The sequence below is a fragment of the Pseudomonas flavocrustae genome, assembly GCF_029872515.1.
GTDB lineage: Bacteria > Pseudomonadota > Gammaproteobacteria > Pseudomonadales > Pseudomonadaceae > Chryseomonas > Chryseomonas aestiva.
The window spans coordinates 60,537-82,217 of the sequence record NZ_JAPDIQ010000006.1 but is presented as its reverse complement, the minus strand read 5'-3'; the positions used below and the strand labels follow the sequence as shown (position 1 = coordinate 82,217).

Genomic DNA, 21,681 nt, shown 5'->3' with positions numbered 1-21,681 from the left:
CCAAAGGGAGACCGCTTCAATGCTAACAACCAAGCGAGTCAATTTTTATCGTCACGAAATGACTGCGTCAGAAACCCGCTGATCAGCGATATGACCTGATGCTGGATAGCTGTTCGTGGTCGAGCACTTTTACCGTCACGACAAATGATGTCTTCTTCCGGCCCCTCTTCCGCGAGCAACGCGAGCGCACCCGGCTTGCACACCGAAATGAAGCTAAAATGGTTAGCGTCGCTGACCTCTACATATCGACTCAATTCCGGAGGTAATCGACTGGCTAGATCAGCGGATTCCAACCGTGCGGGTAGGTCTTTAGAAGGCTCGCCCGCGGCGATCACAAGCGTCGGTACCTGCAACGCCGCAAGACTTTCACTGGTCAGGCCACGTGATAGACCCAGGTCCAATGAAACGACGGCGGCGATACGTCTGTCTCTCATATCGGCGGCTAGTGAGGCTTTCATTGTTGCGGTCATGTTTGGATTGGTCTGCTTGTAAACGCTGCAACTGGCCAGATCCGAGTGGGCGCGGCAATCTTCGGAAAAAAGGTCAGGATCGAACCTTGCGCCAGCTATTTCCAAGGCGGTCCAGCCGCCAAGTGAGTGACCTACCACGGCGATCTTCGAACTCGCGACTAACCCAACGTGTTCCGGCTGAGATAAGACCGAATCAATGGCACGCTGCAGGTCAACGGGGCGCTGCCACAACTGTTCCGCGGCTTCAGGGTTGCGATTGTGAGTGGTAGTGCCTGGGTGGTTGACCGCAGCAACAATGTAACCCTGATGGGCTAACGCGCTGGCTAGCCATGACAAGTTCCCCCAGTTACCACGAAAGCCGTGGGACAATACTACGAGTGGATGTGGTCCTGAGGCCGGTGCTGCATTAGGGGCGGCGAGGACTCCAACAAACACAGGCGTGTCGGCAATTAATTGGGGTTGTGCGGAGGAAAAGCTTGGGTACCAGATAACCAACTCTAGTGGGCGTTCGTTTTTTGAATCTGTCAGAGTTAACGCCCGAAAGCCGATAACATCGCTACTGGCAAATGCATTGATAGTGAAAAAGAACAGCGCCAGGGTACCAAACAGCGTCTTCAATTTCTTGATATTCCTTGATGGGGCCTGCGCGGTTTGATGGCAATCAGGCCTTAAAGCTGGCTGTCTTCGCCTTCAGCACTGAACGCCGTGCCACAGGTTACCTCACGCAAGTACGCACCGACAGCCTCACGAAACGGCAGAAGGCAATCGATCGCTTCCAGCAGGACGCCGATTGCCGGCTCTTCATCGGCACGACATCAGCGGCCGGCACCGGCAACAACCCAACCGCTGCGTACTAAGTGTTTTTCCTGGGGCTGCCCTGGACGCCCGGACTGCAGGACCAGGCCGAGGACCGAGCCTACCGCAACGGGCAGCGGCGCCTGGTGGTGGTGAAGATCCCGCTGGTGGCCAACAGCATCGATCTGCAGCTGTGGCAGATGCTGCTGGATAAGAGACGGATATCTCAGGACCTCATAGAAGCCGAGGAAATCCATCTGAACCAGAGCAGAGCGTAATGGCAACAGCACTCGGCTAAGCGTTGCCGAGATAGCTCCTGCATGAGTATTTGTGAGCAAAGGTCCGAATTGCTCCGAACAGATCGCAAATAGTGTGGCAAAACCGGTTGGATTTCTTGGACGCTGCTATCGTGCAGCGGCCTCGCGCATCGTGATATCGGCGCGTTCCACTTAGGTTAGGGAGAACTGACCATGATGATCGGACGTTGTATTACTACCCCCCTGCTTGCGATTTCAGCGCTGGTCATCTTAGTCAGCGGGTCCGCCCATGCGGCTACCCAGCTTGCGTCCGACTTCAAGATTGAGCAGACGACCACCAGTTATCAATTTGTACCAAATCTCACGACGCCCAAAGCGGTTACCCTAGCGGCCAATCAGCCGGTCTACGTATACGCCAAGGGGACTACGACAAGTGATACTGCCAGCGGCGTTATGATGTTTGGGATGCAAGTAGCATGCGGCACAAGCACAGCAAAACTGGTCGATTCCTATCAAACGACCCGCAACCATGAAGGAACGCTGGCTTACCCAGCTACTCCAGGGAAATTATCCCTGCAAGTAAGGTATCTTTTCGTACCTCCTACCGCGGGCAGCTATGTTTGTACTGTCATGGTTAAAAACCTATTTGGCAAAGGCGACGCCAAAACACTAACTCTCAAAGCTGGTAGCGCCACATACATAACTGACCCGAGCCCTGCTATTGGGGCGGGGGTATGGGGCATTGAGAATGACAAGAGTGATTTTGACTGGGCGGGCAGGCCTGCCTCCCCTACCGAGCAAAAATGTGTCCGGGGCGATGCAGCTTTGGATCCGCCGATTGATGGCGTTTCCAATACAACCACTTACTGTAAGGGGTCAGTACATATCGGTCCTGGCCTGCCTGCAGGCGAGAGTGTGTATGCATTACGATCCGGGCAGTGGACACCGAACGCTAGCGCGAAGACCATCAAAGGCATCGCCGATATAGAACTTACCTCTTGCTATGACCAAACTGGATCATGCCCTCCTTATGCGTGGGGCTCGCCCGCTAACAAGACGGCCGGCAGCGTGGTCAAGTCAAGGCTCGTTGTGCAGAAATTTCCCACCGGTTCGACAACCGCCTGCGCTACTTTTAACTCTACCGATCAAACAACTGAGATCACTTCGAACGCTCATCACCTGAAGGTCTACCACGACCTGAGCGGGGTCGATGTAGCAACCAATTCAGCAAGCTGTGGCGCAAGCAGCTATTTTGTTAGCAAAATCTATCTAACGTGGCTCAGTGGCAACCCTGTTCGCATTGAGGACTCCCGCTACTCTCAAAACATTCTGATGAATGAGTAATTTCGGTCGAAAAAAACGATAGCCAGGGAACCCGGCTGAGCAGGCCTGGTCAATTTTACTGAGTGCTCCAGCTCCTTTCTTCAGGTTGGCAAATCTGAAGGCTTCGAACTGAGTTCGCCTCCGCCCTGTGCGGAGGCTTTTTTTGCCCAACGCTAACCTCTTTCGCTCCAAATACGGTTTTCCCCTGCTTCTCGCTAGTTGTGCTGGCACCGTGGCCCCATCACGAATTGGGGCCAAACCGCACATGACCTAGAAGCTCTCCACCCTCTTTCCGCTGGCACTCGCCGCCGCTCTGGCTGGCTGCGTTGCGCACGAATCCGCCCCACCAGCCTCCAGTCCGGACAGCTCGCGCAATCCTGAGCTGCTACAGCCCGATCTCTATCCGAAAGGCGCTGCCTCAGAGCCCCAAGTGCGCTATGGCCGCTACACGCTGGTGAACACGGCGCCGGAGACCGAGCAGCGGGACCTGATGGCCCAGATCATCGACCTCAATATCCCGGCCAACATGAAGCCGACCGTTCGCGACGCCATGCAATACGTGGTCAACCGTTCCGGCTATAGCCTATGTGGACTCGATCAAGGTCACGTCAACATCCTCTTCACCCGGCCGCTGCCGGCGGCCCAGTACAAGCTCTGGCCATGAGCCTGCGCAACACCCTGCAGGTGCTCGCTGGACCGGCCTGGCAGGTGAAGGTCGATGAGGTCATGCGGTCGGTGTGCTTCGTCCTGCGCCTGGGTTATCAGCTGCCCGAGGGTCAGCGCTACGCAGCCGCGCCCGCTGCGGTCAGCAAGCTGATCACCTCGCCCGCCAGCACTGCCGCGGTGACCGTGGCCACCGTCCCGGCAACCAAGCCGCTGGAAACCCACCGACCCCTGTGAAGGTCGTGGCGCCAAGCGCTTCCGTACCGAACACCTCTACACCTGCAGCAGTCAAAACCCTGCCCGCCGGTGCGGCGCTGACATCCGCGCCGGTTCAAGCGTCCGGGATGACGGTGCCAGTCAGGCAATCTCCAACCGTCCCTCAGGCGCAGGGCACTTCTCTCGCCGCTGCAGCGCCTGTAGCCACGCTTTCTCCTGCACCGACGGTAGCACCCAGTCACCAGCTGCCGAAGCCAGCCGCTGTTGTCGCAGCCCGCACCACGACTGTCAGTCCCGCCCCCTCAGTCGCCGCATCGGCATCGACGAAAACCTTCGCGTCCGCGCCGTCCGCCTACCCACTGCCCTCGTACGTCTGACCGAGCCGGCCAGCGTCATCGCCCAGACCTGGGACGCACCGGTCGGCAGCACCCTGCGCCGCAGCGTCGAGGCCTGGGCCAAGCGCGCCGGCTGGCAGGTGGTGTGGACCGCTGACGACCTGGACTACCCCATCGAGGCCGCTCTGCACTTCAAGGGCACCCTCCCCGAGGCCATCGCCCAGGTCTTTCCGCTTTAAGACGGCGCCCCGCGCTCCTTCATCGTCGACGGCAGCTCCAGCCAGCGCATCGTCCATGTTTCCGAGAGGAAGAAGTCATGAGTCGTCTTTTCCGCCCCAGCCTGCTGGCAACATCGGTGCTGCTCACCAGCTGCAGTTCCGTGCAGCGTGTCGATGAAGCCGCCGGGCGCGCCACCCTGCAGGGGCAGGAAGCCTCCAGCTACGCGGCCGTGCTGCGCAACCAGCAGGCTGACCCAAGCGCGACACGGTCGTTTTCAGCACAAGCCACGGGGTACCCCACACCGCCCTATGGCCTGGTCAGCAAGATGGTCGACCTCACTCAGTCTCAAGCTATCGGCACGGTAGCAGTCAACACGCTGTAGAGTCCCATCAACTGCAATATGGGTGTCGCCGTTCCTCCAGCCATTCCCAACACCTCAGCACTCGCCTATCAGTAGCCATCTATCGCTTGTCATGCTCTGGCATGAACCTTTGACTCGATAGTAAATCACTATCACTCCAATAGTTTGTGCCCATATCAGGAGCAGTGATGGAGCAAGGAATTGAGCTACTGAGAACCGCGCTTTCGCCCTATTCGGTCGAAGCAGTCATCCGGCCGGCTGACAAGACCGCTGTCGTGACTGTTGCCCATCAAGCGGCCAAGGTCACCCGCGTACTGAAACAAACCGACCTTCAGGATCGAACCAGGCTGGCTGAGCATGTGAATGACTTCAAGCGTGATATGGCGGGTGCTCGTGAAGACGCTGACCATGAGCGCGTTGAACTGATGCAGCGGCTTGGATCACGAGGTCTAGCGTCGTTCAACCCGGGGCTGCATCGACCTGGCAAGCCTAAGTAGCATTGTTGCTGGATAGCGGTGATGTCTGACAAACCGGTCTTGGACCGCTGCTGCTCATAGCGTGAACGTGAACAAGCTCGATGCCAACTGACCTAGCGAGCACCTCAAATGTTACCGCCGGGTCAGAGGGCTTATGGCCGAGCAGCAATCGCTCGGCGAAGCAGATCTCTGCATAGGCATCGCTGCGCGAAAGCCGATCAGCTCTCACGATCAAACACTTGAGCTCACCCATCATGTAGGCAATCTCAAAATCCTTCATTCCGCTCATGACCAGTCATTCCGTGACGCACATCACACTTTGATGTCATGGTGACACCACCGTTCAACGATATGAAGCGCGAAAACGCTAGCTGTAGAGCCTCTCGTCGGAAATCATTAGTCAGATATTATGCTCTGGTTCAACCGAATCAGAGCTATTTGCGGTTCCACGCTGACGCCTCATGCTGCTCCAGGCACGGTTCCTCTGTAGGCCACTCGGCTCGGCCATCAACAGGGGAATTCCATGCGTGTGTTTTGTGCGAGAAGCCCAGCCAGGGCAAGGACATTGCCCGGGCGCGGTGAGGACTGCATTCGCGGCCAGGGGGTAGTTGTCAGCTTGGGGATCGGCCATCTCCTCGAGCAGGCGCCACCGGAAGCTTACGATCCGGCGCTGAAGTCCTGGTCCCTGGATGCGCTACCCAAAAATGTGATAGGCCTGCCTAACCGAGCTGTTAAAGATTGAGGATAGCGAGGCGATAACCATACTAGAACACCCAAATGAGAGCGCTTAGCGGATAGCTTTATTCCCGTTCCGGACAGCCCATCGCGGCAATACCTGCTCTGCCCGCACAGGCACTTCAATGCCCGGCTCGATGAGCTTCACCGTTTGAGCATGGATGATCCCTGGCTCGAGGCGATCCTTCGAGAGTTCAAAGGACTCACGCAACGCACGAGAGAGCTGGTAGAGGAGATAGCGTTCGAGGCTTCTCGCCCCTTCAGTTAGGGTTACGCATCTCCAGCCGGACGGCATTTATTTGCCGACCAAATCCTCTAGGACTGCGCTTTCAGAGCGATCAGAATTCCGCGACCACTCGCCCCGCAGGTTGTCAGTAGTGCTCGTGAATCTCGAAACCGCGCTTCAGGATCATCGGGAGCTGAAAAGTCTTATCGATTCGATGAGATCAATGACCTCTCTCGATCCTTTGACGCAGGAGCTGATCAATCAGCTTGTCGCCCTGGCTGAGGCAGCAGCGGATCTCGTCTCAGAGTCCGCGGTGTCAGCAACACTCCTGAAGCCCTAGGGATACCACTAAGAAGCGCCACTTTATCTCTTGAGCGAAGCGTACCTACGCTTGCCAGACTGACTCGCATTGATCGAGTGAGGAATGGATAGCACGGGCGGCTACGAGGTCATCGCGCCGGCGCCGAGGTTGGTGCGGTGGAAGAGCAGGGAGTTGATGACGAAGCCGACGACAATGCGCCGGAGGACATAGTTGAATCGCATCTCTACCTACGGTGTCCTTCTCTATCGCGACATCTGCACCGTCCTGCTCCGCGTCACCCTGGCCATGACTATCAATTACCTGCAGAGCCGGCTCCCTGTCGTAGCGATACCGCCCACTCCTTAGTGGCCCGCCTGCTCGATGAATAGGTCATCGCCGTGCAGGGCGAGGCGGAGACTCCAATGGCCACAAATCAAACGCCCAGGCCGCCACGCAGTACCTGGGCTAAATGACTGAGCTGCGCGACACCGCTGACCTGCTACAGCGCCTTGAGGAGCAGCTCCAGCGCCGGCCGGCCCGTGGGGGACGCGTGGAAGCCTAGCCGCGGATGCGCGGCAAGAGAAACGCGAAAGCCTTCCAGCCAAGGTTGCCGAGCTTCTCTGAACAGTACCTGGTGCTGAACTGGCCAAGAGACGGGGTGTATACCGGCGCGTGATCTGGAAATGGCGTACGGAGCGTTCACTCCGGTCACCTCCGCGCGCCTCCGCGGCGCTAGCGGTCTTGAGACCTGAACAAGTAGCGCAACTTGATCTCAGCTCGGATGGCGAGCTGGCGCGCCAGTTCGGGTTCAGCGACTTCTAGATCTGACAGGTACGCACGCGGCTTGGCATTCTTCTGTACATGCCAGACCGGTCAGAGATGGACACGATACTGAGCACTGTCACCGAGCTAGCGATCGGCCCGTCGCTCGGCCTCTCCCAACCCGTGGCTAGAAAATTGCGTCGGGACCGCGGCATCCCGGCGATCCACGACACCTTGAACTGGAGGGCCGAACTGCAGGCACTGCTTCCGATGTTATCCGACCAATACCTGGCTGCCCGCGCCGGTTGTGGCTTGGCGCAGATCCAGGCAATCCGCCGCGGCGAGCAGGTCCTCACGAACAAGACATTCCTTAGGGAGATTGCGGACCTGCTGGGCGTCTGGTCCGATGAAGACCCGGCGGCGCAGCGCGGCGGGACCCCTGCCCGGTACGCTAGCGCCCGTCAGCGCCGCGGTATCTCTCTGCGCAGGCGAGCGCCTGAAGCGCACGACGATTCGGTGCGATAATCACCACCCTCCCCCACTACACCGCCGCCGCTGACCACCGATGCAGTTTTCCTCCAGCCTCCTCGCCCCTCACCAGCTCGAAGCACGCGCCCGTATCCTGGACGGATTCAAACGGCGCGCCCGGCTGCAGGTGCATATGGCGTGCGGGACCGGGAAAACTCGCCTCGCTCAGGGGGTGGCCGCGGCGCTCGGTGCCCGCAGCATCGTCATCTTCCTACCGTCGCTTGCCCTGGTCAGCCAGACGCTGCAGGCCTGGGTGAGCAACGCCAAGTTGGATCTGGAGCGCGTACTGCGCGTCTGCAGCGACGAGAGCGTGGCCACGCTCGATGATGAGCACGAGGTGCTCGAGGATCTGCCGGTGGCGGTCACCACCTCGCCGGAGGAGATCGCGCTGAAGGTTGATACCCTGGGTCGAGACCTGATCGTACTGTGCACCTACGCCAGTGCCCCTACCCTCGCCCAGGGTCTGCCGGCGGGCTTTGCCTTTGACCTAGGGATCTTCGACGAGGCGCACAAGACGGCGGGCGCCGCTGGCCGGCGTAACAGCTTCGCGCTGAACGATCACCCTACCCTGCACATCGACAGACGCCTTTTCCTCACCGCGACGCCGTTGGCCATCGCTGAGGAGGAAGGTCCGGCCGGAGCCGGACCCACCTACTCCATGACGGATGAGGCCGTCTTCGGTCCGGTCGCCTACGAGCTCAGCTACTCCGCCGCCGTTGCGGCCGGGATCATCTGCGATTTCCGCGTCATCATTTCCGTTGAGGAAGCGGACGACGAGCAGCTCGCCGAAGCACTGGATGACGAGGAGCGCCGCTACGCGGTGCACGCCCAGGAATTGCTGCGCGCTATGGCTGACGTCGGCGCGCGCAAAGCCTTCGCCTTCTACTCCCGTATATCGCAGTCAAAGCGCTTCGCGACGGCGCTGCGCGAAGCCGTCGTCGAGGGCGAGGGGGAGTTCTGGGCCCGTCACATCGACGGCTCTTTCCCCTCCTGGCAGCGCACGCGCCTGCTGCACCAGTACGGCCGGGCCCCGCGCGCAGCGCTGTCTTGCGCACGTTGCCTGGCTGAAGGGGTGGACGTGCCGGATACCGATCTCGTCACCTTCATGCACCGGCGAGAAAGCCACGTCGACATCGTCCAGGCGCTCGGCCGGGCGGTGCGCAAGGCGCCGGGTAAGCGCTACGGCTATGTGCTGATTCCCCTGCGCCTGAAGCGCAGCTCCGGCGAGTCCCTCATCCAGGCGGTGGCGCGCAGCGACATGTCCACGGTCTGGCGGACCCTGGCGGCGCTCGCCGAGCAAGACGACGCCATGCTCAACGAGGTTCATCGCGCCGCAGTGGACCAGGGCGAAACCGGAAGGGCTGCCTCCCCCGGCTGGTTCAACAAGCTGCACGTCATCGCACCTGCAGGCCTTCCCGACGCCCGCCACTGGGCCGCCAGCCTCAAAGCTGTGCTTTCGACTGAGCTCGTAGGCCGCATTGCCGGCAGTTGGCCGCACTATTACGGCCTCCTGCGTGCCTTCGTGGCTGACCGTGGCCATGCCCGGGTGGCCCGGAGCTACCGAACACCCGGTGGGCATACCCTGGGCGCCTGGTGCTCACGCCAGCGTGCGCTCCACCGACTAGGCCGGCTAGCTCCCAACCGTGCCGAGCAGCTGGAGGCCGTTGGCTTCGAATTTGATCCGCGCGAGCACGCCTGGGAGCGGGGGTATGGAGCCTTGCGCAGTTACCTGGCGGAGACGGGATCGCCCTCCCCTGCCGCTGACGTCGTCACTGTAGACGGCGTTGCCCTTGGCCACTGGTGTAGCGAGCAGCGCAAGGCCTATCGCCTCGGCCGGCTGGCGCCCCGGAAAAAAGCGTTGCTCGAAGCTCTGGGCTTCACCCTGAACCCCTTCGACGACGCCTGGGAGAAACGGTATCAGGCGCTGGTTGCGTTCAAGGAGGCGCAGGGCCACTTGCGTGTTGCCCAACGCCAGGTGCTCGTCGACGGTACCGATCTCGCGGACTGGTGCCGGAACCAGCGTAGTCGTCAGATCGACCTGTCCAGACGAGATCGGCTGGCCGCCCTGGGCTTCGACTTCGACGTTGGGGTGCTGGATGCCCGTTGGGAAGCCGCCTATGCAGCGCTGAAGGATTTCTGCGCTCAGCATGGCCATGTGAATGTACCGCTCGACTATGTGCTGCCCGATGGGACAGCGCTTGGTACCTGGGTAGGGAATCAGCGTGCCCGCTACCGCGACGGGCAGATGGACCAGCAACGTATTGAGCTTCTGAACCAGCCGGGCTTCGTATGGGAGGTGTTCGGCGCAGCATTCGATCATGGCCTGCAGCACCTGGAGCAATTCAAGGCCGAGCATGGCCACTGCGATGTGCCGATTGCATACGTCAGCCCGGATGGTTACAAGCTCGGCAGGTGGTGTTCAAACCAGCGGACACGACTGAAAAGCCGCGCAGGTGATTATGATCACCTACGCCTAGTAGCACTCGGTTTCAGCTTCGATCCCGCTGAAGACGCGTGGCGAGCATACTTCTCGGAAGTTATGGCGTACATCGATCGCAACCGTAGCACTAGCTTGCCTGCCAAGTACGTGACTGATAGTGGAATGAAAATCGGGGCGTGGGTTTCTCGGCAGCGAACCTTGGCTAGGACCAATAAGCTCTCCTTAGAGAAACGTGAAAAGCTTTTTGCTTTGGGTTTACTCGACTGACCTCGATGCCTAGCTGATTTCCTACTACTAGGACTGCATGATGCTCCTGCCTACGACGGTGCGAATCGGTTCCGTCGTGCCACAGCTGATACAGGGCAAGCATACAGCTCGGCTCTCCGCTGCTCAGGGGCAATCGAATGCTCTGTGGCCGGGAGAATTTCAAACCCTACGCATCGTGCTTAGCCAAAGATACGCTTAAGTGCTTACATGCGTAAGCGCGTACGCATGTAAGCACTTACGTGGATGGATAGAGCTGGTCGGCGCACAATTGGCAGTGCAGGGAGCCGGTCCCAAATTGCTGCGCCAGCGCACGTGCTGAGCTCTATCGTATGCAATTGGTGTACACCAACGCGAGCTATGCTTAAGCACGCAAATGCGTGCTTAAGCACTTACGCATACGAGTGCTTGCGTGTCTCTTGATTGTCCACCGGCTTTCTTGTTATGAGGACGAGCTTCGGCGCTTGCTATGCTGAACGATTGAGAGGCTACGTGCCTGCTTAGGCGCGCAAGTAGGTAAGCAGGTAAGCAGGTAAGCACCCAAGCACCCAAGCACCCAAGCACCCAAGCACCCAAGCACCCAAGCACCCAAGCACCCAAGCACCCAAGCACCCAAGCTTGTGCGCGATTGGCCTATCTGGCAAGCACCGAGATAGAGACTTTCCTATGGGCGCCCGCGGTAGCGGCGCCTCAAACCATCAGCACCAGTGCCACGGGAAGCCGCCTCCATCCCACTTGCGATACCCTGCGTCGCCCTCTTCCAACCCGCTGGTTCGTTCACCTCAGACGCAGAGATACTGCCGCCAGCACGAACGTTTAGTTAAGCAAACGCTTAAGTAAGGATCGATGGAAATCGCTTCGACAGCCTTTCCTTGAGCATAGGCACGATCTAGCAGCGACGCTCTCGTGTAAAGCAATTCAAGCCTAAGCAATTGCTTAACCAAGCACGCGCGTAAGCATTTACGCGTGTGCCTATCCGCTTGAGCGCATGCGTGTGCACGCATATACTCGCGATCAACGCTCACGCAAATACATGCGTAAGCACTTACGTGAGCACCTGCGCACTTAAGCGCGTGGTCCCATTTTGAAGGAGGTTCCTGGTGCAGACAGTCGCGATTGCGTCAAGAAAGGGCGGGGTTGGTAAAACCACTACGACCGAGGTCTTGGGAGTGGAGTTGGCCCGCCGCGGAAATCGGGTGATGCTGATAGACACTGATCCGCAGGGCAGCCTTACCGAATGGTGGCAAGAGCGCGAGATCGAAGAGCCGCAGATGTCAAATGTCCCATACGAGAGCCTGGGCGCAGCAATCAGCGTGCTGGAAGGTGAGGGCTACGACTACGTTCTCATCGACACACCTCCTGAGTCCAATGACGTTATCACCGCGACAGTGAAGTTCGCAGATCTTGTGATCATTCCAGTAAAGGCGGGCCCACACGATCTGCGTGCGGTACGGCAGACCCTGACGCTGGTGAAGGACGAAAATAAGCCCTTCGTATTCCTCTTGAACGAAGTGACGCTCAATACAAATATCACTAAAGACGTAATGGTGGCTCTGTCTCAACACGGGAAGCTATGCCCCCCGATGCCTCGTCGCACCATCATGGTTGAAGCGGGGATCGATGGTCGAGTACCCCAAGAGCTACGGCCGAGCTGCTCTGCGTCTCGTGATATCAGAAAGCTGTGCGACTACATACTTGAAGAGCTAGGCAGTCAGCAAGCACGTGCTTAAGCGCTTGTTTAAGCACTCAAGCACTCGTACACTTCTTTAAGCATTTGCGGACTAAGGTAGGATCTAATGGCTCGTACTCCTCGAGATCTCGGCTCAATGCTCAAAACCTCTAAAGCAGCAGAGCCTGTCACATCTGCAGCATCGTCAGCACCCAACGTTGCTAAAAGCAACCAGGCTCCTGCGCAGCATGCAGGGGAGGAGGTTGCCCCCATGGCTAAGGCTGGCCAGAACAGAACCCTAAGCGTGAAGTGCGACGCTGATCGATATAGAAAGCTTCAGCTGGCGCGTATCGACCTTGGTCTGACTGGTCAGGACATATTCATCGAAGCCTTCGATCTGTGGTGTGAAAAGTACGGGCGGTAGTCAGTGGCCGTTCGCGTATGAAGCTTGGCGTGCGCTGCTGCCTCGCGTTCGCCGTTCGGTCCTTCCGACATTTGCTCGACTTAACCTTATTTGGTGGCTGTTGGTTTACCTGTTGCATTCCACATCTGGCCCCCGTTTTCAGACTTCTCCTGGAAGGGGTTAGGGATGCTAAGAGCCATCCAATCTCGATACGACGCTGGACTGACCTCTATGTCCCAGGTACTGGGTACCAGTTAGCTCATAAGGGCCGTTAACACGTTCGTATGTGAGATGAGCGATGTGAGGCAAAGGGTACCGCGTGGAGCACCTAGCTAGCTGTGTTAGGTAGCTAAGGATGCGTTTTGAAAAGGAAAGCGGAACTCGTCCTTTGCCAGCGACGTCTTGCCCCTCCTGTATCCGATCTGCCTGCCCATCGGGTTGAGTAGACAATGCTCTGTTGAAGCGGTGGCTAAACAAAACCTCTGAGCTCTTCAGGATGAGGACTGGTGGCTGATCGCAGGTGTAACGAAATTAGCGAGGCGAGTAGCAGGTAGCCTTTGTGCAGAGGGGAGGGGTGCGTGGTATCGAATGGTCCTATGTGACGACCGTCGGTGACTCGCGGATCTGTCGTGTACTCCTAGGGCATACAGTCATCTGCCGCGCCCATTTGCAGCAAATCAGTGGTTTTGATTCGAGCTGCAAGGTCAAAAGGGTGCTGATGCTTAAGGGAGATGGAGGTGCTCGCCGAGTATCTCCTGACCACAGGTAGCTCGCTCTGGTTGGCTGCTAGTACGCGTGACGTTGGGGTATCCAGAGCGGCTTGTCTGTCGCCACACAGGCGACAGCGCACATACCGTGATTTGTAGTCGATAGCGGCTCGTTGAGCATCGTGGCGCTTTCTTATCCACAGAAACCAGCCTTTTAAGAGCTTTTTAAATCTTTATTTCTTGTTTTTATCTTGTTTTTAAGACGCTGAAACCCGCGCCAGGCTTGGCTTCCGCGGGGGGTATCGACTACAAAATCCGGTAATGCGACTAGCCTTTACGGCTGAGCCGACTACGGATTCCGTGTTGATCGACTACAGATTCCGGTAGCAGCGACTACAGATTCTGGCTGTTATCCACTGGTGCGTGTTCGTCGATGCTACAGATTGCGGCTGTATATCTGAACAGTGCTAGCACGGTAGCGATTAAAGACGGCTCGGATTCGCTCCCGTCTAAGGCGCTGAATACAGAAAATCCGGATTTACTCCTATAAGTCGTTGATTTCAGAGGAAAATTTCGTGCCTAGGTTGGACGAGTGTTTTTCCCGCGGTGCGCAGCTCATCGTAGTCGGACGCAATGAGGCACGCTCGAACTGACACGTCTATTACGTCTTACGACTACATATGGCGGTATCCAACGGTGCTGGACACCTTTACTAACGACTACAAATTACGGCTAATCCGTCGTCTAACCTGCTGAAACAACTACAAATTACGGTATCTAGCCAATCAAAATTTCGCTAGGACCGAACTCACGACTACAAATTACGGCATCAAACAGACGATTAGGCGGCAAAAACGCAGTTAGTTCGCCTGATCGACTACAAATTACGGCTGTACGCAGGCCGTAAGCCTCCTGACGACTACACATTACGGCACTGCCGCCCGTAGCGGCCTGGCTTATGGTTAAAGCCGGTTCACTGCTGAGCCAATACGACTACACATTACGGTATTGAACGGCCCAGGCTCAGCATGGCCTTGCTAGACGTGACGTCCGGCCGGCGCTGCGACTACAGATTACGGTATGGAGGCTCTTTCGGTGGATCTCCCAGCAGCGCGCTACTTCAGCTAGATGCAGATCGACTACAAATTACGGTACTCGCGTGTCCGCTCAGTCAGTGCTTTACTACCTACCGCCGCGTCTCGCCGAGACGACTACTACACGATTCTGCCAGAACGTCTGGGCAGTTGATGGTCGCGCCAAAAGCGCGTTGTACGGGCTTTCGACTCCTTTTTCCCTGGACCCCGTATCGACTACAGGGGAAGCGAATAGTAGGGTTCGAAGGCTTTCTACCAGGTCTCTGCATGTCAAAGGTATCCACTTCCGTTCCAGATCAAGCCGACCCTCGGCCGATCCGGGTAACGAAATCAAATACGCTCATCACTGCCTCGTATCGGCTAACTCTGAACGAGCAGAGGCTGATTTTGGCTGCGATAAGCCAAATTGATCCTCGGAAAGGGATGCCGAAGAAAATTTCGGTTTCGGCACTGCTGTATTCAGAAATCTATGGTGTGCAGCTTCGTCATGCCTACGAGCAGATGAAGGAGACAGCTGACGTCCTTTTTGAGCGGGAGGTTAAGACGTTTGATGGATCGGCAGTGGAGCGTAAGCGCTGGGTAGATGCTGCGCGTTACATAGCAGGGGAGGGGAGGGTAGAGCTGTCGTTCACAATCCATGTTATGCCGTATCTGTCCCGGCTTCATACCAAGCTCACCAGCTACGACCTGCGGCGCGTGGCCCGTCTCGACTCAAGTCACTCGTTTCGGCTTTTCGAGATGCTCATGCAGTTTAAAAAGACCGGATGGGCCTACATCGAGATCGAGACACTCAGGACCGCTCTGGGGCTTTCTGATGCTTACCAGCGCTTTAACAATCTCCGCCAACGTGTGATTGATCCCGCGGTGGAAGAGCTGCGCACTAAGAGTAGATTGGATGTCACCTACGAGCTGAAGCGTGAGGCGAGACGAGTCGTTGCCATCAAATTCATGTTCAAAGATCTTGCGCAGCAGCTACCGCTGAATCTAGGTGACGAAGAGCTGGTACCCCTGACTGAGATCGATCTCCCAGAGGATCCAAGTTTGCTGCTGGCGTCTGCCTTCGAGGATTTAAGTGAAGACGATCCGAACTTCAGGTTTCCGATTGATGTGGACGAGTCTGGTGACGCTTAGCTGCTTTCTGCATTCGACAGCGCGATACCCTATCGCTCACGATCGGTTCGTTTCGCTAATGGCGTCGCCTACATTGCAGCTCACAAGTCGGTGACCTGCAGCAAGCTAGTTTTTGCGTGAGTCCATGCCATCTAGTCCGTCGACAGACCTTTGGCGGCTTGCAGAGCTCTCCGAAGCCTTTCTCGATCTCAATGCGCTACACACCTCCCATACCGCTCGCGTCGCATTAGTCGCCTGGCAGGCAGTCGAGGGCAAGCTTACCAGCGACGGAAAAGCGCAAGCCGTTACGCTTGAAGCCTGCCAGGCCGGCTGCCGCCCATGGTATTGGCTTAGTCGCTACTCTTTCTTGTCGAACGGTGCTACCACCAAGCGTTCCACCTTTGCCGTACCGCCTCACTGCCGATCGACGAGATAATCCCACATAATCCACAAATCCACATTTCTTATACTTGACCCTGACCGTACTTCGCTATTCAATGCCGCTCAGACACCTAAGCTATGAAGCGGTCTGGAATGCTATGAAAAAGCCGGAGTCAGAGGCGGTGGTACCCGATGTCATTAGCTCCGCCCAGCGCATTCGCGATGGTCAGCTAACCTCGGTCGCACTCGTGCAAGCCTGTCTGAATTCCATAAAGGCCAATAATCACACACTCAATGCCTTCGGAGACGTCTACGGTGATCATGCGCTGAACGAGGCTTGGTTGCTGGATGTCGAGGCGCGCGAAGGACGCTTCCGCGGTCCACTGCATGGTGTGCCCTTCGGCATCAAAGATCTTTTCCACACCGCAGGCTTGCGGACGACACGTGGTTCGCTCACTGCGCTAGACTACGTGCCCACCCAGGATGCGCCCATAATTCAGCGCCTAAAGTCGGCAGGTGGCATAGTGCTGGGCAAGACAGCCACGACTGAGTTTGGCTGGACCGGCGCTAGCATCTCTCGCGTGTTCGGAGACGGGCGGACGCCGTGGAACCCTCGCCTTTCCAGCGGGGGCTCGAGCTCTGGTTCCGCAATCGCAACTGCGGCGCTCATGGTGCCGGCAGCCCTCGGGTCGGATGGGGGTGGTTCGGTACGCATCCCCAGTGCCTTCTGTGGGACATTCGCGCTAAAAGGCTCCCTCGGCAGAATTCCTACCTGGCCGTGGTCGGCGACGGAAATGCTTAGTCACGCGGGACCCATCACCCGCACGGTACGTGACAGCGCGCTGCTGTTCGATATCCTCTCCGGGCCGGATGCGCGGGACCACCAGGCGCTCCCTGCTTCTGCGGAGTCCTATCTAGCCCGATGCGACCAGCAGCTGCCAACGCTTCGCGTCGCTTACTGCCCGACGCTGTTCGAGACCTCCGTCCACCCGGAGGTCGCCGCTGGCGTGGAAGCGGCAGTGAACACCCTGGCACGCCAACTACCGATTGAGGTCGAGCGGCTGACCCTGGACTGGCGCGATCCGCTAGCTACCTTCGAGACGCTCTGGGTGGCAGGGCGTGGCATCGCCTATGGCAAGACTTTGGGCGGACGACTGGACGAGCTCGATCCCGGCTTCGCCAATCTGATCGAAAAGGCACGTCAGTACGATCTCGCTGACTATCTGGCAGCGTCCCAGCAACGCGCGATGTTCGCCAACCAGGTCCATGCGTTGTTCGATTCCTACGATCTATTGCTGCTGCCGACCTTGCCTATTCTGCCTTTTCCTGCACACCTCACCGGGCCGGAAGAGGGCTACGAGACAGCCGACAGCGGCACCCCTTGGGCGCGCTGGACTCCCTTTACCTACCCCTTCAACCTGTCGGGAAATCCCGCGGCGAGCCTGCCCTGTGCCTGGAGTGCCGACGAGTTGCCCATCGGCCTGCAGGTCGTGGGGCCCCGGCATGCGGATGCCGCGGTCCTGCAATTCTGCGCCGCGGTAGAAGCCTTGCTGCCTTGGACGCAACGAGTACCGCCGCTGCTGCGTTGAACTGATCCACACGGCGCTCGCCCGCTAAAGAGGCTGGCCCGTTGTACCACCTTGTCATCCTGCCTTTCACCGCGCTACCCGTGAAAGGAAACGCTCCATGGCTTCACCCGTCCCGCTATCGCCTCGCCTGTTCTCGCCGCCTAAGGTCGCGGCGAGGCTTCACGCACGCCACGCGAAGTCAGCCGGAGCAGCCCGTTACACTGAGCGCTTCTCTCTGTTGCGGATGACCCCTGCCATGCTGAACCAGCCTCGTCTTGACGAAATCCTGCGTCTTATCAACCTGCAGCAACGCGTCAAGGCTGCGGACCTGGCGCAAGCCATGCAGGTATCGGAAGAGACCATCCGACGTGATCTCAAACACCTCGAGGAGGCGGGTAAGCTGCGCCGGATCCATGGGGGAGCGGTGCTGCCCAAGCCAAACGAAGAGCAGCCCCTGCAGGTGCGCAGCCGTATCCAGACGCGGGCTAAAACCCGGCTGGCAGCCTGTGCGGCGGAGCTGGTCCAGGAAGGCATGGCGCTGTTTCTGGACACCGGTACCACCACGCTCGCGCTCGCTCAACAGCTCACCCGGTTCAAGGCCTTACGGGTGGTGACCAATTCCCTGGACATTGGCCTGCTGCTCACGCAGCACAGCGCCAACCAGGTGCTGATGACCCCTGGAGACATCCGCCGCAACGACAATGCCCTGATCGGCCCGCATACCTTGGCATTCGCCGCGGGCTTTCACTACGACATCGCCTTCATGGGAATCGGCGCGGTGGACGCCGAGCTGGGACTCATGGACTACGAGGAGCCCGAGGCACATCTGCGTCGCACGCTGACGGCGAATTGCCGCCGCAGCGTGATCCTGGCGGACGACGCCAAATTCGGTCACCGCACCTTCATCAATACCATGCCGTTCTCGGTGGTAAATACGCTGGTCAGCAACCGGCCACCGTCCGCCGAGTTCGTGCGCTGCCTGGAGTCAGCCGATGTCGAGCTCGTATATCCGTGATCTTCCCGTCGCCGACGCTGCAGACCTCGATGCCTTCGATGCGCTGTTCGCGCAAAGCTCGGCCATCGGCGCCACTGCGAACGCCGGCCTGCATCGCCTGGCCGCCTCCGTCGAGGATGGCGCCATGCGCGATGTCTTCGGTGCCTGGCTGCGAGCCCATGGTTTCACCGTGCAGGTCGATGCGGTGGGCAACCTGTTTGGCCTGATGACCTTCGATCCCGCAGCGCCCTACGTGCTGTGTGGCTCCCATCTGGATACCCAACCCAAGGCCGGTCGTTTCGATGGCGTCTATGGCGTGCTCGCCGGCGCAGTCGCCATTGCCAGCATCGCTCGCCAACTCGAGGCGCGCGGGGAAACGCCAGCCTTCAATCTCGCGGTGGTGAACTGGACCAATGAAGAGGGCGCACGCTTTCAGCCCAGTCTCATTGGCAGCAGCGCCTTCATCGGGAGTCTCTCGGTCGACGAAGCCTGGGCCAGCCGCGACGGCGCGGGGGTGACGCTGGGCGAGGCCCTCGGACAGATCGGCTATCGCGGTGAGGCGATGCTGGACGTGCCCGTCGCCGCCTACCTGGAAATGCACGTCGAGCAGGGCGTCCAGCTGGAGAACCAGGGGCTTGCCATTGGCGTGGTACGGCACACCTGGGCCGCCTTGAAATGGCGGATACGTTTCGACGGCGAGCAAAATCACACCGGTCCGGCGCCCATGGCGGTGCGTCGCGATGCTCTCCTGGCGGCGGCCGAGGCCATCGTGGCGGTCAGGGCCGAAGCCGAGCGGCATGGCCTGGACATGCACACATCGGTCGGGCGCCTGGAGCTGGAGCCCAATTCCCCCAACGTGGTGCCGGCCCTGACGCGACTCTGGGTGGAATTCCGCTCGCCGTCCATGGCGCTGCTCGTTGAGGCCGAAGAGCGCTTCCGCGCCACCCTCGATTTGATCGCCGCCCATACCGGCACCACCTTCACGCTCGAAAGCGAGCAGCTGCGCCCACCTAGCCAACTGCACGCCGGGCTGAGCGATCTTGCGCGCCAGACCTGTGCGGCGCTGGGCGTGCCCGCTGGTGATAGCGCCACCGTCGCCGGCCACGACGCCATCAGCCTGGGGCGTCGCTATCCCGCGGCCCTGTTGTTCGTGCCCAGCCAGGGCGGGCTCTCGCACAACGAAGCGGAATTCTCGGCTACCTCCGATCTGCACCAGGGGTTACGGGTGCTCACGGCCTTGCTGTATCGCACCTGTTGCCAACCTGAGCTGTACCTCTGAGGCTCTCGCCATGACGTCCACCCTTGAATTCGATCGTTTGCAACACGCGCTGGCCGCAGCCGGCCTGACTGACCTGCAGCTCTCGCCGGGCACCCCGGGTGTGGCTTCGCCAACCCGCCTGGCCTGTGAATGGGCAGGGTTCCACGTGCACAGCGACCAGGGCGCTTTCTATGCCAAGGTGCTATACGACGACATGCGGCCAGTCATCGATTTCATTCAGAGCGTTGAGGCGACTCGCTGCGCGGCCGCGGCCGGAGTCACGCCGGCGGTGCGGCTGGCGGATGCCAACCAGGGCGTCATGCTGCTCGAGCGCCTGGCTCCAGAAGACTGGCATTGGGCGCGCCTCGACCGGCTGCAGTCGGAGCTCAGTCTGGAAGGGCTCTGGCGGCTCAAGCAAGCAGTGCAGGAGGGGCCGGCACCGGCCTTCGAGCGTTCTCCCTGGGCCGATCTCGAAAAGCTCCGCACGCTCTGCCGACAGCAGGCGGTGGCCTTGCCAGCTGACCATGCCTGGATCGATGACTGTGTCGACCAGGCGTGGCACGCCCTGCGACAGCATCCCAGCGAGGCGCGCCCGCTGCACGGCGATGGCCTCGCCGGCAATGTGATGGTCAATGCCGAAGGCAAATTTCAGCTGCTGGATTTCGATCGTGGCGGTTGCTTCGATCCCTGGTACGACGTCGCCCTCACCCTCAACGAGCTCTATCCCTTCGAGCCGCAATGGCGCGCCGGTATCGCCCGCTGGAGTGCAACGGCGAGCGACGCGGACTACGCCCGCTGCCGCCTCTACGGCCTGCTCGATGACTGGTACTGGACGCTGTGGGGCCTCTGGGCAGGCGTCGCCTCGACGCGGCCACTGGAGTTCTCCAAGGTCGGACAGTGGACCCTGTTGCGCTGCCGGATGACGATTCAGGAGTCGCGCTTCGAAAGCTGGCTCCGTCAGGTACGAGGATGAGCGAGATGAAGCGACTAGGCGAAGCGAGTACCCAGGCGGAACGGCAGCTTGAGCAAGCGATTCTTGGTCATGGGCCTTGGGCCGGCTGCGCGGCTCACTATGCCCCGGTCAGCGGCGGCATTTCCAACACCAATTGGCGGGTGCAGATCGAGGGGGCGCCGACGGCGTTCTTCCTCAAGGTACCGGGGCAGGGCACGGAGCTATTCATTGATCGGCGTACCGCCCACGATGCCAGCCTCAAGGCCGCGGCCACCGGTTATGGCGCCCCGGTGGTGGCCTTTCTCGAGGAACACGGCGTGGAGGTCTTCGAATTCATGGAGGGCTGGCGTGCCTCGTCCAATCGTGACTTCCTCGATCGCGACGTCCGCCACCGGGCGTTGCATGCACTCAAGGCGTTCAACGACCAGCCCTTGCTGATCCAGACCAAAACGGCCTTCGACATGATCGACGAGCACCAGCGTCAGGTGCATGAACTGGGTGGTCAGTGGCCCGATGACCATGCCTGGCTCGACTGCCAGTATCGCCGCGCCCGCCAGGCACTGGAGGCGTCGGGTGTCGATCTGGCGCCCTGCATGAACGACACCCTAGCCGGTAACTTCATGCTCAACGCCGCCGCCGAGGTGCGGCTGGTGGACTTCGAATATGCCTCCAACAACGATCGCCACTACGAACTGGCGCTTTGGTTCGGCGAGATGTTCTTCGCCCCGGATATGGAATTGGCGTTGCTCGAAGACTACTTCGGCGCAGTGACCCCGCAGACGCTGGCGCGGGTGTACGTCAACAAGGCGCTGGCTGACCTCAAGTGGTCCACCTGGGCCATGGTGCAGCACGCCGTCTCGCAGATCGATTTCGACTTCTACAAATATGGCGCGCTGAAGCACAGCCGCGCCCGCAGCGTCATCCACGATTCCCGCTGGGAGACCTGGCTCAGGCAGGTCTGACGGATCCCCGAGCCGCTTCGCAGAAGGTGGCCGACAACGACAGGATACACCGGCGTACGCCAGGGGATGAGTTGCTCAGCCTCCTGGAGCGCCCCTCGACTGCCTCGCGAAGCCTCTTTCGATCAACCGTCGGCCTGCCACAGGAGCCCGCCCTCGTGAACAGTCTCATTTTCCCTCGTGTGCCTTCCGCAGCGCTGCGCTGCGGCGTCCGG

At 59.4% G+C, this 21,681-nt stretch carries 15 protein-coding genes and 3 pseudogenes; 16 read left to right on the top strand and 2 right to left on the bottom strand.

From position 1 onward, the window contains the following. Positions 1-38: 38 nt before the first annotated feature. Positions 39-1,088, bottom strand: coding sequence for an alpha/beta hydrolase family protein (locus OMP44_RS14485; RefSeq protein WP_431312644.1), 1,050 nt, complete (start codon positions 1,086-1,088; stop codon positions 39-41). A gap of 110 nt (positions 1,089-1,198) precedes the next feature. On the opposite strand from OMP44_RS14485, the pseudogene OMP44_RS14480 reads away from it, so the two are divergent. The 5 genes and pseudogenes from OMP44_RS14480 to OMP44_RS14455 all read left to right on the top strand — a co-directional run. Further along, positions 1,199-1,543: pseudogene (locus OMP44_RS14480) on the top strand (helicase-related protein); the annotation flags it as partial. A 192-nt stretch (positions 1,544-1,735) separates the two neighbouring features. After that, positions 1,736-2,866 (top strand): hypothetical protein, encoded by a 1,131-nt coding sequence (locus OMP44_RS14475; RefSeq protein ID WP_280309153.1) that lies wholly within the window; start codon positions 1,736-1,738, stop codon positions 2,864-2,866. Between the two features lie 292 nt (positions 2,867-3,158). Next, positions 3,159-4,379, top strand: a pseudogene (gene pilL2, locus OMP44_RS25005) (PFGI-1 class ICE element type IV pilus protein PilL2). Then, positions 4,376-4,660, top strand: a complete 285-nt coding sequence (locus OMP44_RS14460; protein ID WP_280309151.1) for a hypothetical protein — start codon at positions 4,376-4,378, stop codon at positions 4,658-4,660. Before pilL2 ends, OMP44_RS14460 begins: the two are co-directional and overlap by 4 nt. Before the next feature lie 167 nt (positions 4,661-4,827). Beyond that, the gene (locus OMP44_RS14455) at positions 4,828-5,136 is read left to right on the top strand and encodes a hypothetical protein (protein ID WP_280309148.1); all 309 of its coding nucleotides are present in this window, start codon (positions 4,828-4,830) and stop codon (positions 5,134-5,136) included. Here OMP44_RS14455 and OMP44_RS14450 read toward each other — a convergent pair. Next, positions 5,129-5,404: a hypothetical protein gene (locus tag OMP44_RS14450; protein ID WP_280309146.1), complete on the bottom strand. Its 276-nt coding sequence runs from the start codon at positions 5,402-5,404 to the stop codon at positions 5,129-5,131. The genes OMP44_RS14455 and OMP44_RS14450 overlap by 8 nt on opposite strands. 245 nt (positions 5,405-5,649) lie before the next feature. Between OMP44_RS14450 and OMP44_RS14445 the strand changes: the two are divergent. The 11 genes and pseudogenes from OMP44_RS14445 to OMP44_RS14395 form a co-directional block, all read left to right on the top strand. Continuing rightward, positions 5,650-5,815 (top strand): annotated as a pseudogene (locus OMP44_RS14445) (DNA topoisomerase III); the annotation flags it as partial. A 418-nt stretch (positions 5,816-6,233) separates the two neighbouring features. Then, positions 6,234-6,416 (top strand): hypothetical protein, encoded by a 183-nt coding sequence (locus OMP44_RS14440; protein ID WP_280309144.1) that lies wholly within the window; start codon positions 6,234-6,236, stop codon positions 6,414-6,416. A gap of 840 nt (positions 6,417-7,256) precedes the next feature. Then, positions 7,257-7,664: a hypothetical protein gene (locus OMP44_RS14435; RefSeq protein WP_280309141.1), complete on the top strand. Its 408-nt coding sequence runs from the start codon at positions 7,257-7,259 to the stop codon at positions 7,662-7,664. Positions 7,665-7,704: 40 nt separating this feature from the next. Beyond that, on the top strand, positions 7,705-10,374 hold the full coding sequence (locus OMP44_RS14430) for a DEAD/DEAH box helicase (RefSeq protein ID WP_280309139.1): 2,670 nt from the start codon (positions 7,705-7,707) through the stop codon (positions 10,372-10,374). A gap of 1,097 nt (positions 10,375-11,471) precedes the next feature. After that, positions 11,472-12,101 carry an AAA family ATPase gene (locus OMP44_RS14425; protein WP_280309138.1) on the top strand — a complete coding sequence of 210 codons (630 nt, stop codon included), beginning with the start codon at positions 11,472-11,474 and terminating at the stop codon, positions 12,099-12,101. 2,410 nt (positions 12,102-14,511) lie between these two features. Beyond that, positions 14,512-15,375 carry a replication initiation protein gene (locus OMP44_RS14420; protein WP_280309136.1) on the top strand — a complete coding sequence of 288 codons (864 nt, stop codon included), beginning with the start codon at positions 14,512-14,514 and terminating at the stop codon, positions 15,373-15,375. 518 nt (positions 15,376-15,893) lie between these two features. After that, on the top strand, positions 15,894-17,324 hold the full coding sequence (locus tag OMP44_RS14415) for an amidase (RefSeq protein WP_280309133.1): 1,431 nt from the start codon (positions 15,894-15,896) through the stop codon (positions 17,322-17,324). A 235-nt stretch (positions 17,325-17,559) separates the two neighbouring features. Further along, positions 17,560-18,318 carry a DeoR/GlpR family DNA-binding transcription regulator gene (locus tag OMP44_RS14410; RefSeq protein WP_280309612.1) on the top strand — a complete coding sequence of 253 codons (759 nt, stop codon included), beginning with the start codon at positions 17,560-17,562 and terminating at the stop codon, positions 18,316-18,318. Beyond that, on the top strand, positions 18,296-19,576 hold the full coding sequence (locus OMP44_RS14405; RefSeq protein WP_280309131.1) for a Zn-dependent hydrolase: 1,281 nt from the start codon (positions 18,296-18,298) through the stop codon (positions 19,574-19,576). The genes OMP44_RS14410 and OMP44_RS14405 overlap by 23 nt, the downstream gene beginning before the upstream one ends. Before the next feature lie 10 nt (positions 19,577-19,586). Continuing rightward, positions 19,587-20,528: an aminoglycoside phosphotransferase family protein gene (locus OMP44_RS14400; protein ID WP_280309129.1), complete on the top strand. Its 942-nt coding sequence runs from the start codon at positions 19,587-19,589 to the stop codon at positions 20,526-20,528. A 5-nt stretch (positions 20,529-20,533) separates the two neighbouring features. After that, the gene (locus tag OMP44_RS14395) at positions 20,534-21,469 is read left to right on the top strand and encodes a choline kinase family protein (protein ID WP_280309127.1); all 936 of its coding nucleotides are present in this window, start codon (positions 20,534-20,536) and stop codon (positions 21,467-21,469) included. The last annotated feature ends 212 nt before the right edge of the window (positions 21,470-21,681 follow it).

Excerpts from the sequence above, each read along its gene's own strand:
- OMP44_RS14455 (WP_280309148.1), top strand. The coding sequence starts at position 4,828 with ATGGAGCAAGGAATTGAGCTACTGAGAACCGCGCTTTCGCCCTATTCG.
- OMP44_RS14460 (WP_280309151.1), top strand. The coding sequence starts at position 4,376 with ATGAGTCGTCTTTTCCGCCCCAGCCTGCTGGCAACATCGGTGCTGCTC.
- OMP44_RS14420 (WP_280309136.1), top strand. The coding sequence starts at position 14,512 with ATGTCAAAGGTATCCACTTCCGTTCCAGATCAAGCCGACCCTCGGCCG.
- OMP44_RS14430 (WP_280309139.1), top strand. The coding sequence starts at position 7,705 with ATGCAGTTTTCCTCCAGCCTCCTCGCCCCTCACCAGCTCGAAGCACGC.
- OMP44_RS14475 (WP_280309153.1), top strand. The coding sequence starts at position 1,736 with ATGATGATCGGACGTTGTATTACTACCCCCCTGCTTGCGATTTCAGCG.
- OMP44_RS14415 (WP_280309133.1), top strand. The coding sequence starts at position 15,894 with ATGAAAAAGCCGGAGTCAGAGGCGGTGGTACCCGATGTCATTAGCTCC.
- OMP44_RS14450 (WP_280309146.1), bottom strand. The coding sequence starts at position 5,404 with ATGAGCGGAATGAAGGATTTTGAGATTGCCTACATGATGGGTGAGCTC.
- OMP44_RS14435 (WP_280309141.1), top strand. The coding sequence starts at position 7,257 with ATGGACACGATACTGAGCACTGTCACCGAGCTAGCGATCGGCCCGTCG.
- OMP44_RS14405 (WP_280309131.1), top strand. The coding sequence starts at position 18,296 with ATGTCGAGCTCGTATATCCGTGATCTTCCCGTCGCCGACGCTGCAGAC.
- OMP44_RS14395 (WP_280309127.1), top strand. The coding sequence starts at position 20,534 with ATGAAGCGACTAGGCGAAGCGAGTACCCAGGCGGAACGGCAGCTTGAG.
- OMP44_RS14400 (WP_280309129.1), top strand. The coding sequence starts at position 19,587 with ATGACGTCCACCCTTGAATTCGATCGTTTGCAACACGCGCTGGCCGCA.
- OMP44_RS14410 (WP_280309612.1), top strand. The coding sequence starts at position 17,560 with ATGCTGAACCAGCCTCGTCTTGACGAAATCCTGCGTCTTATCAACCTG.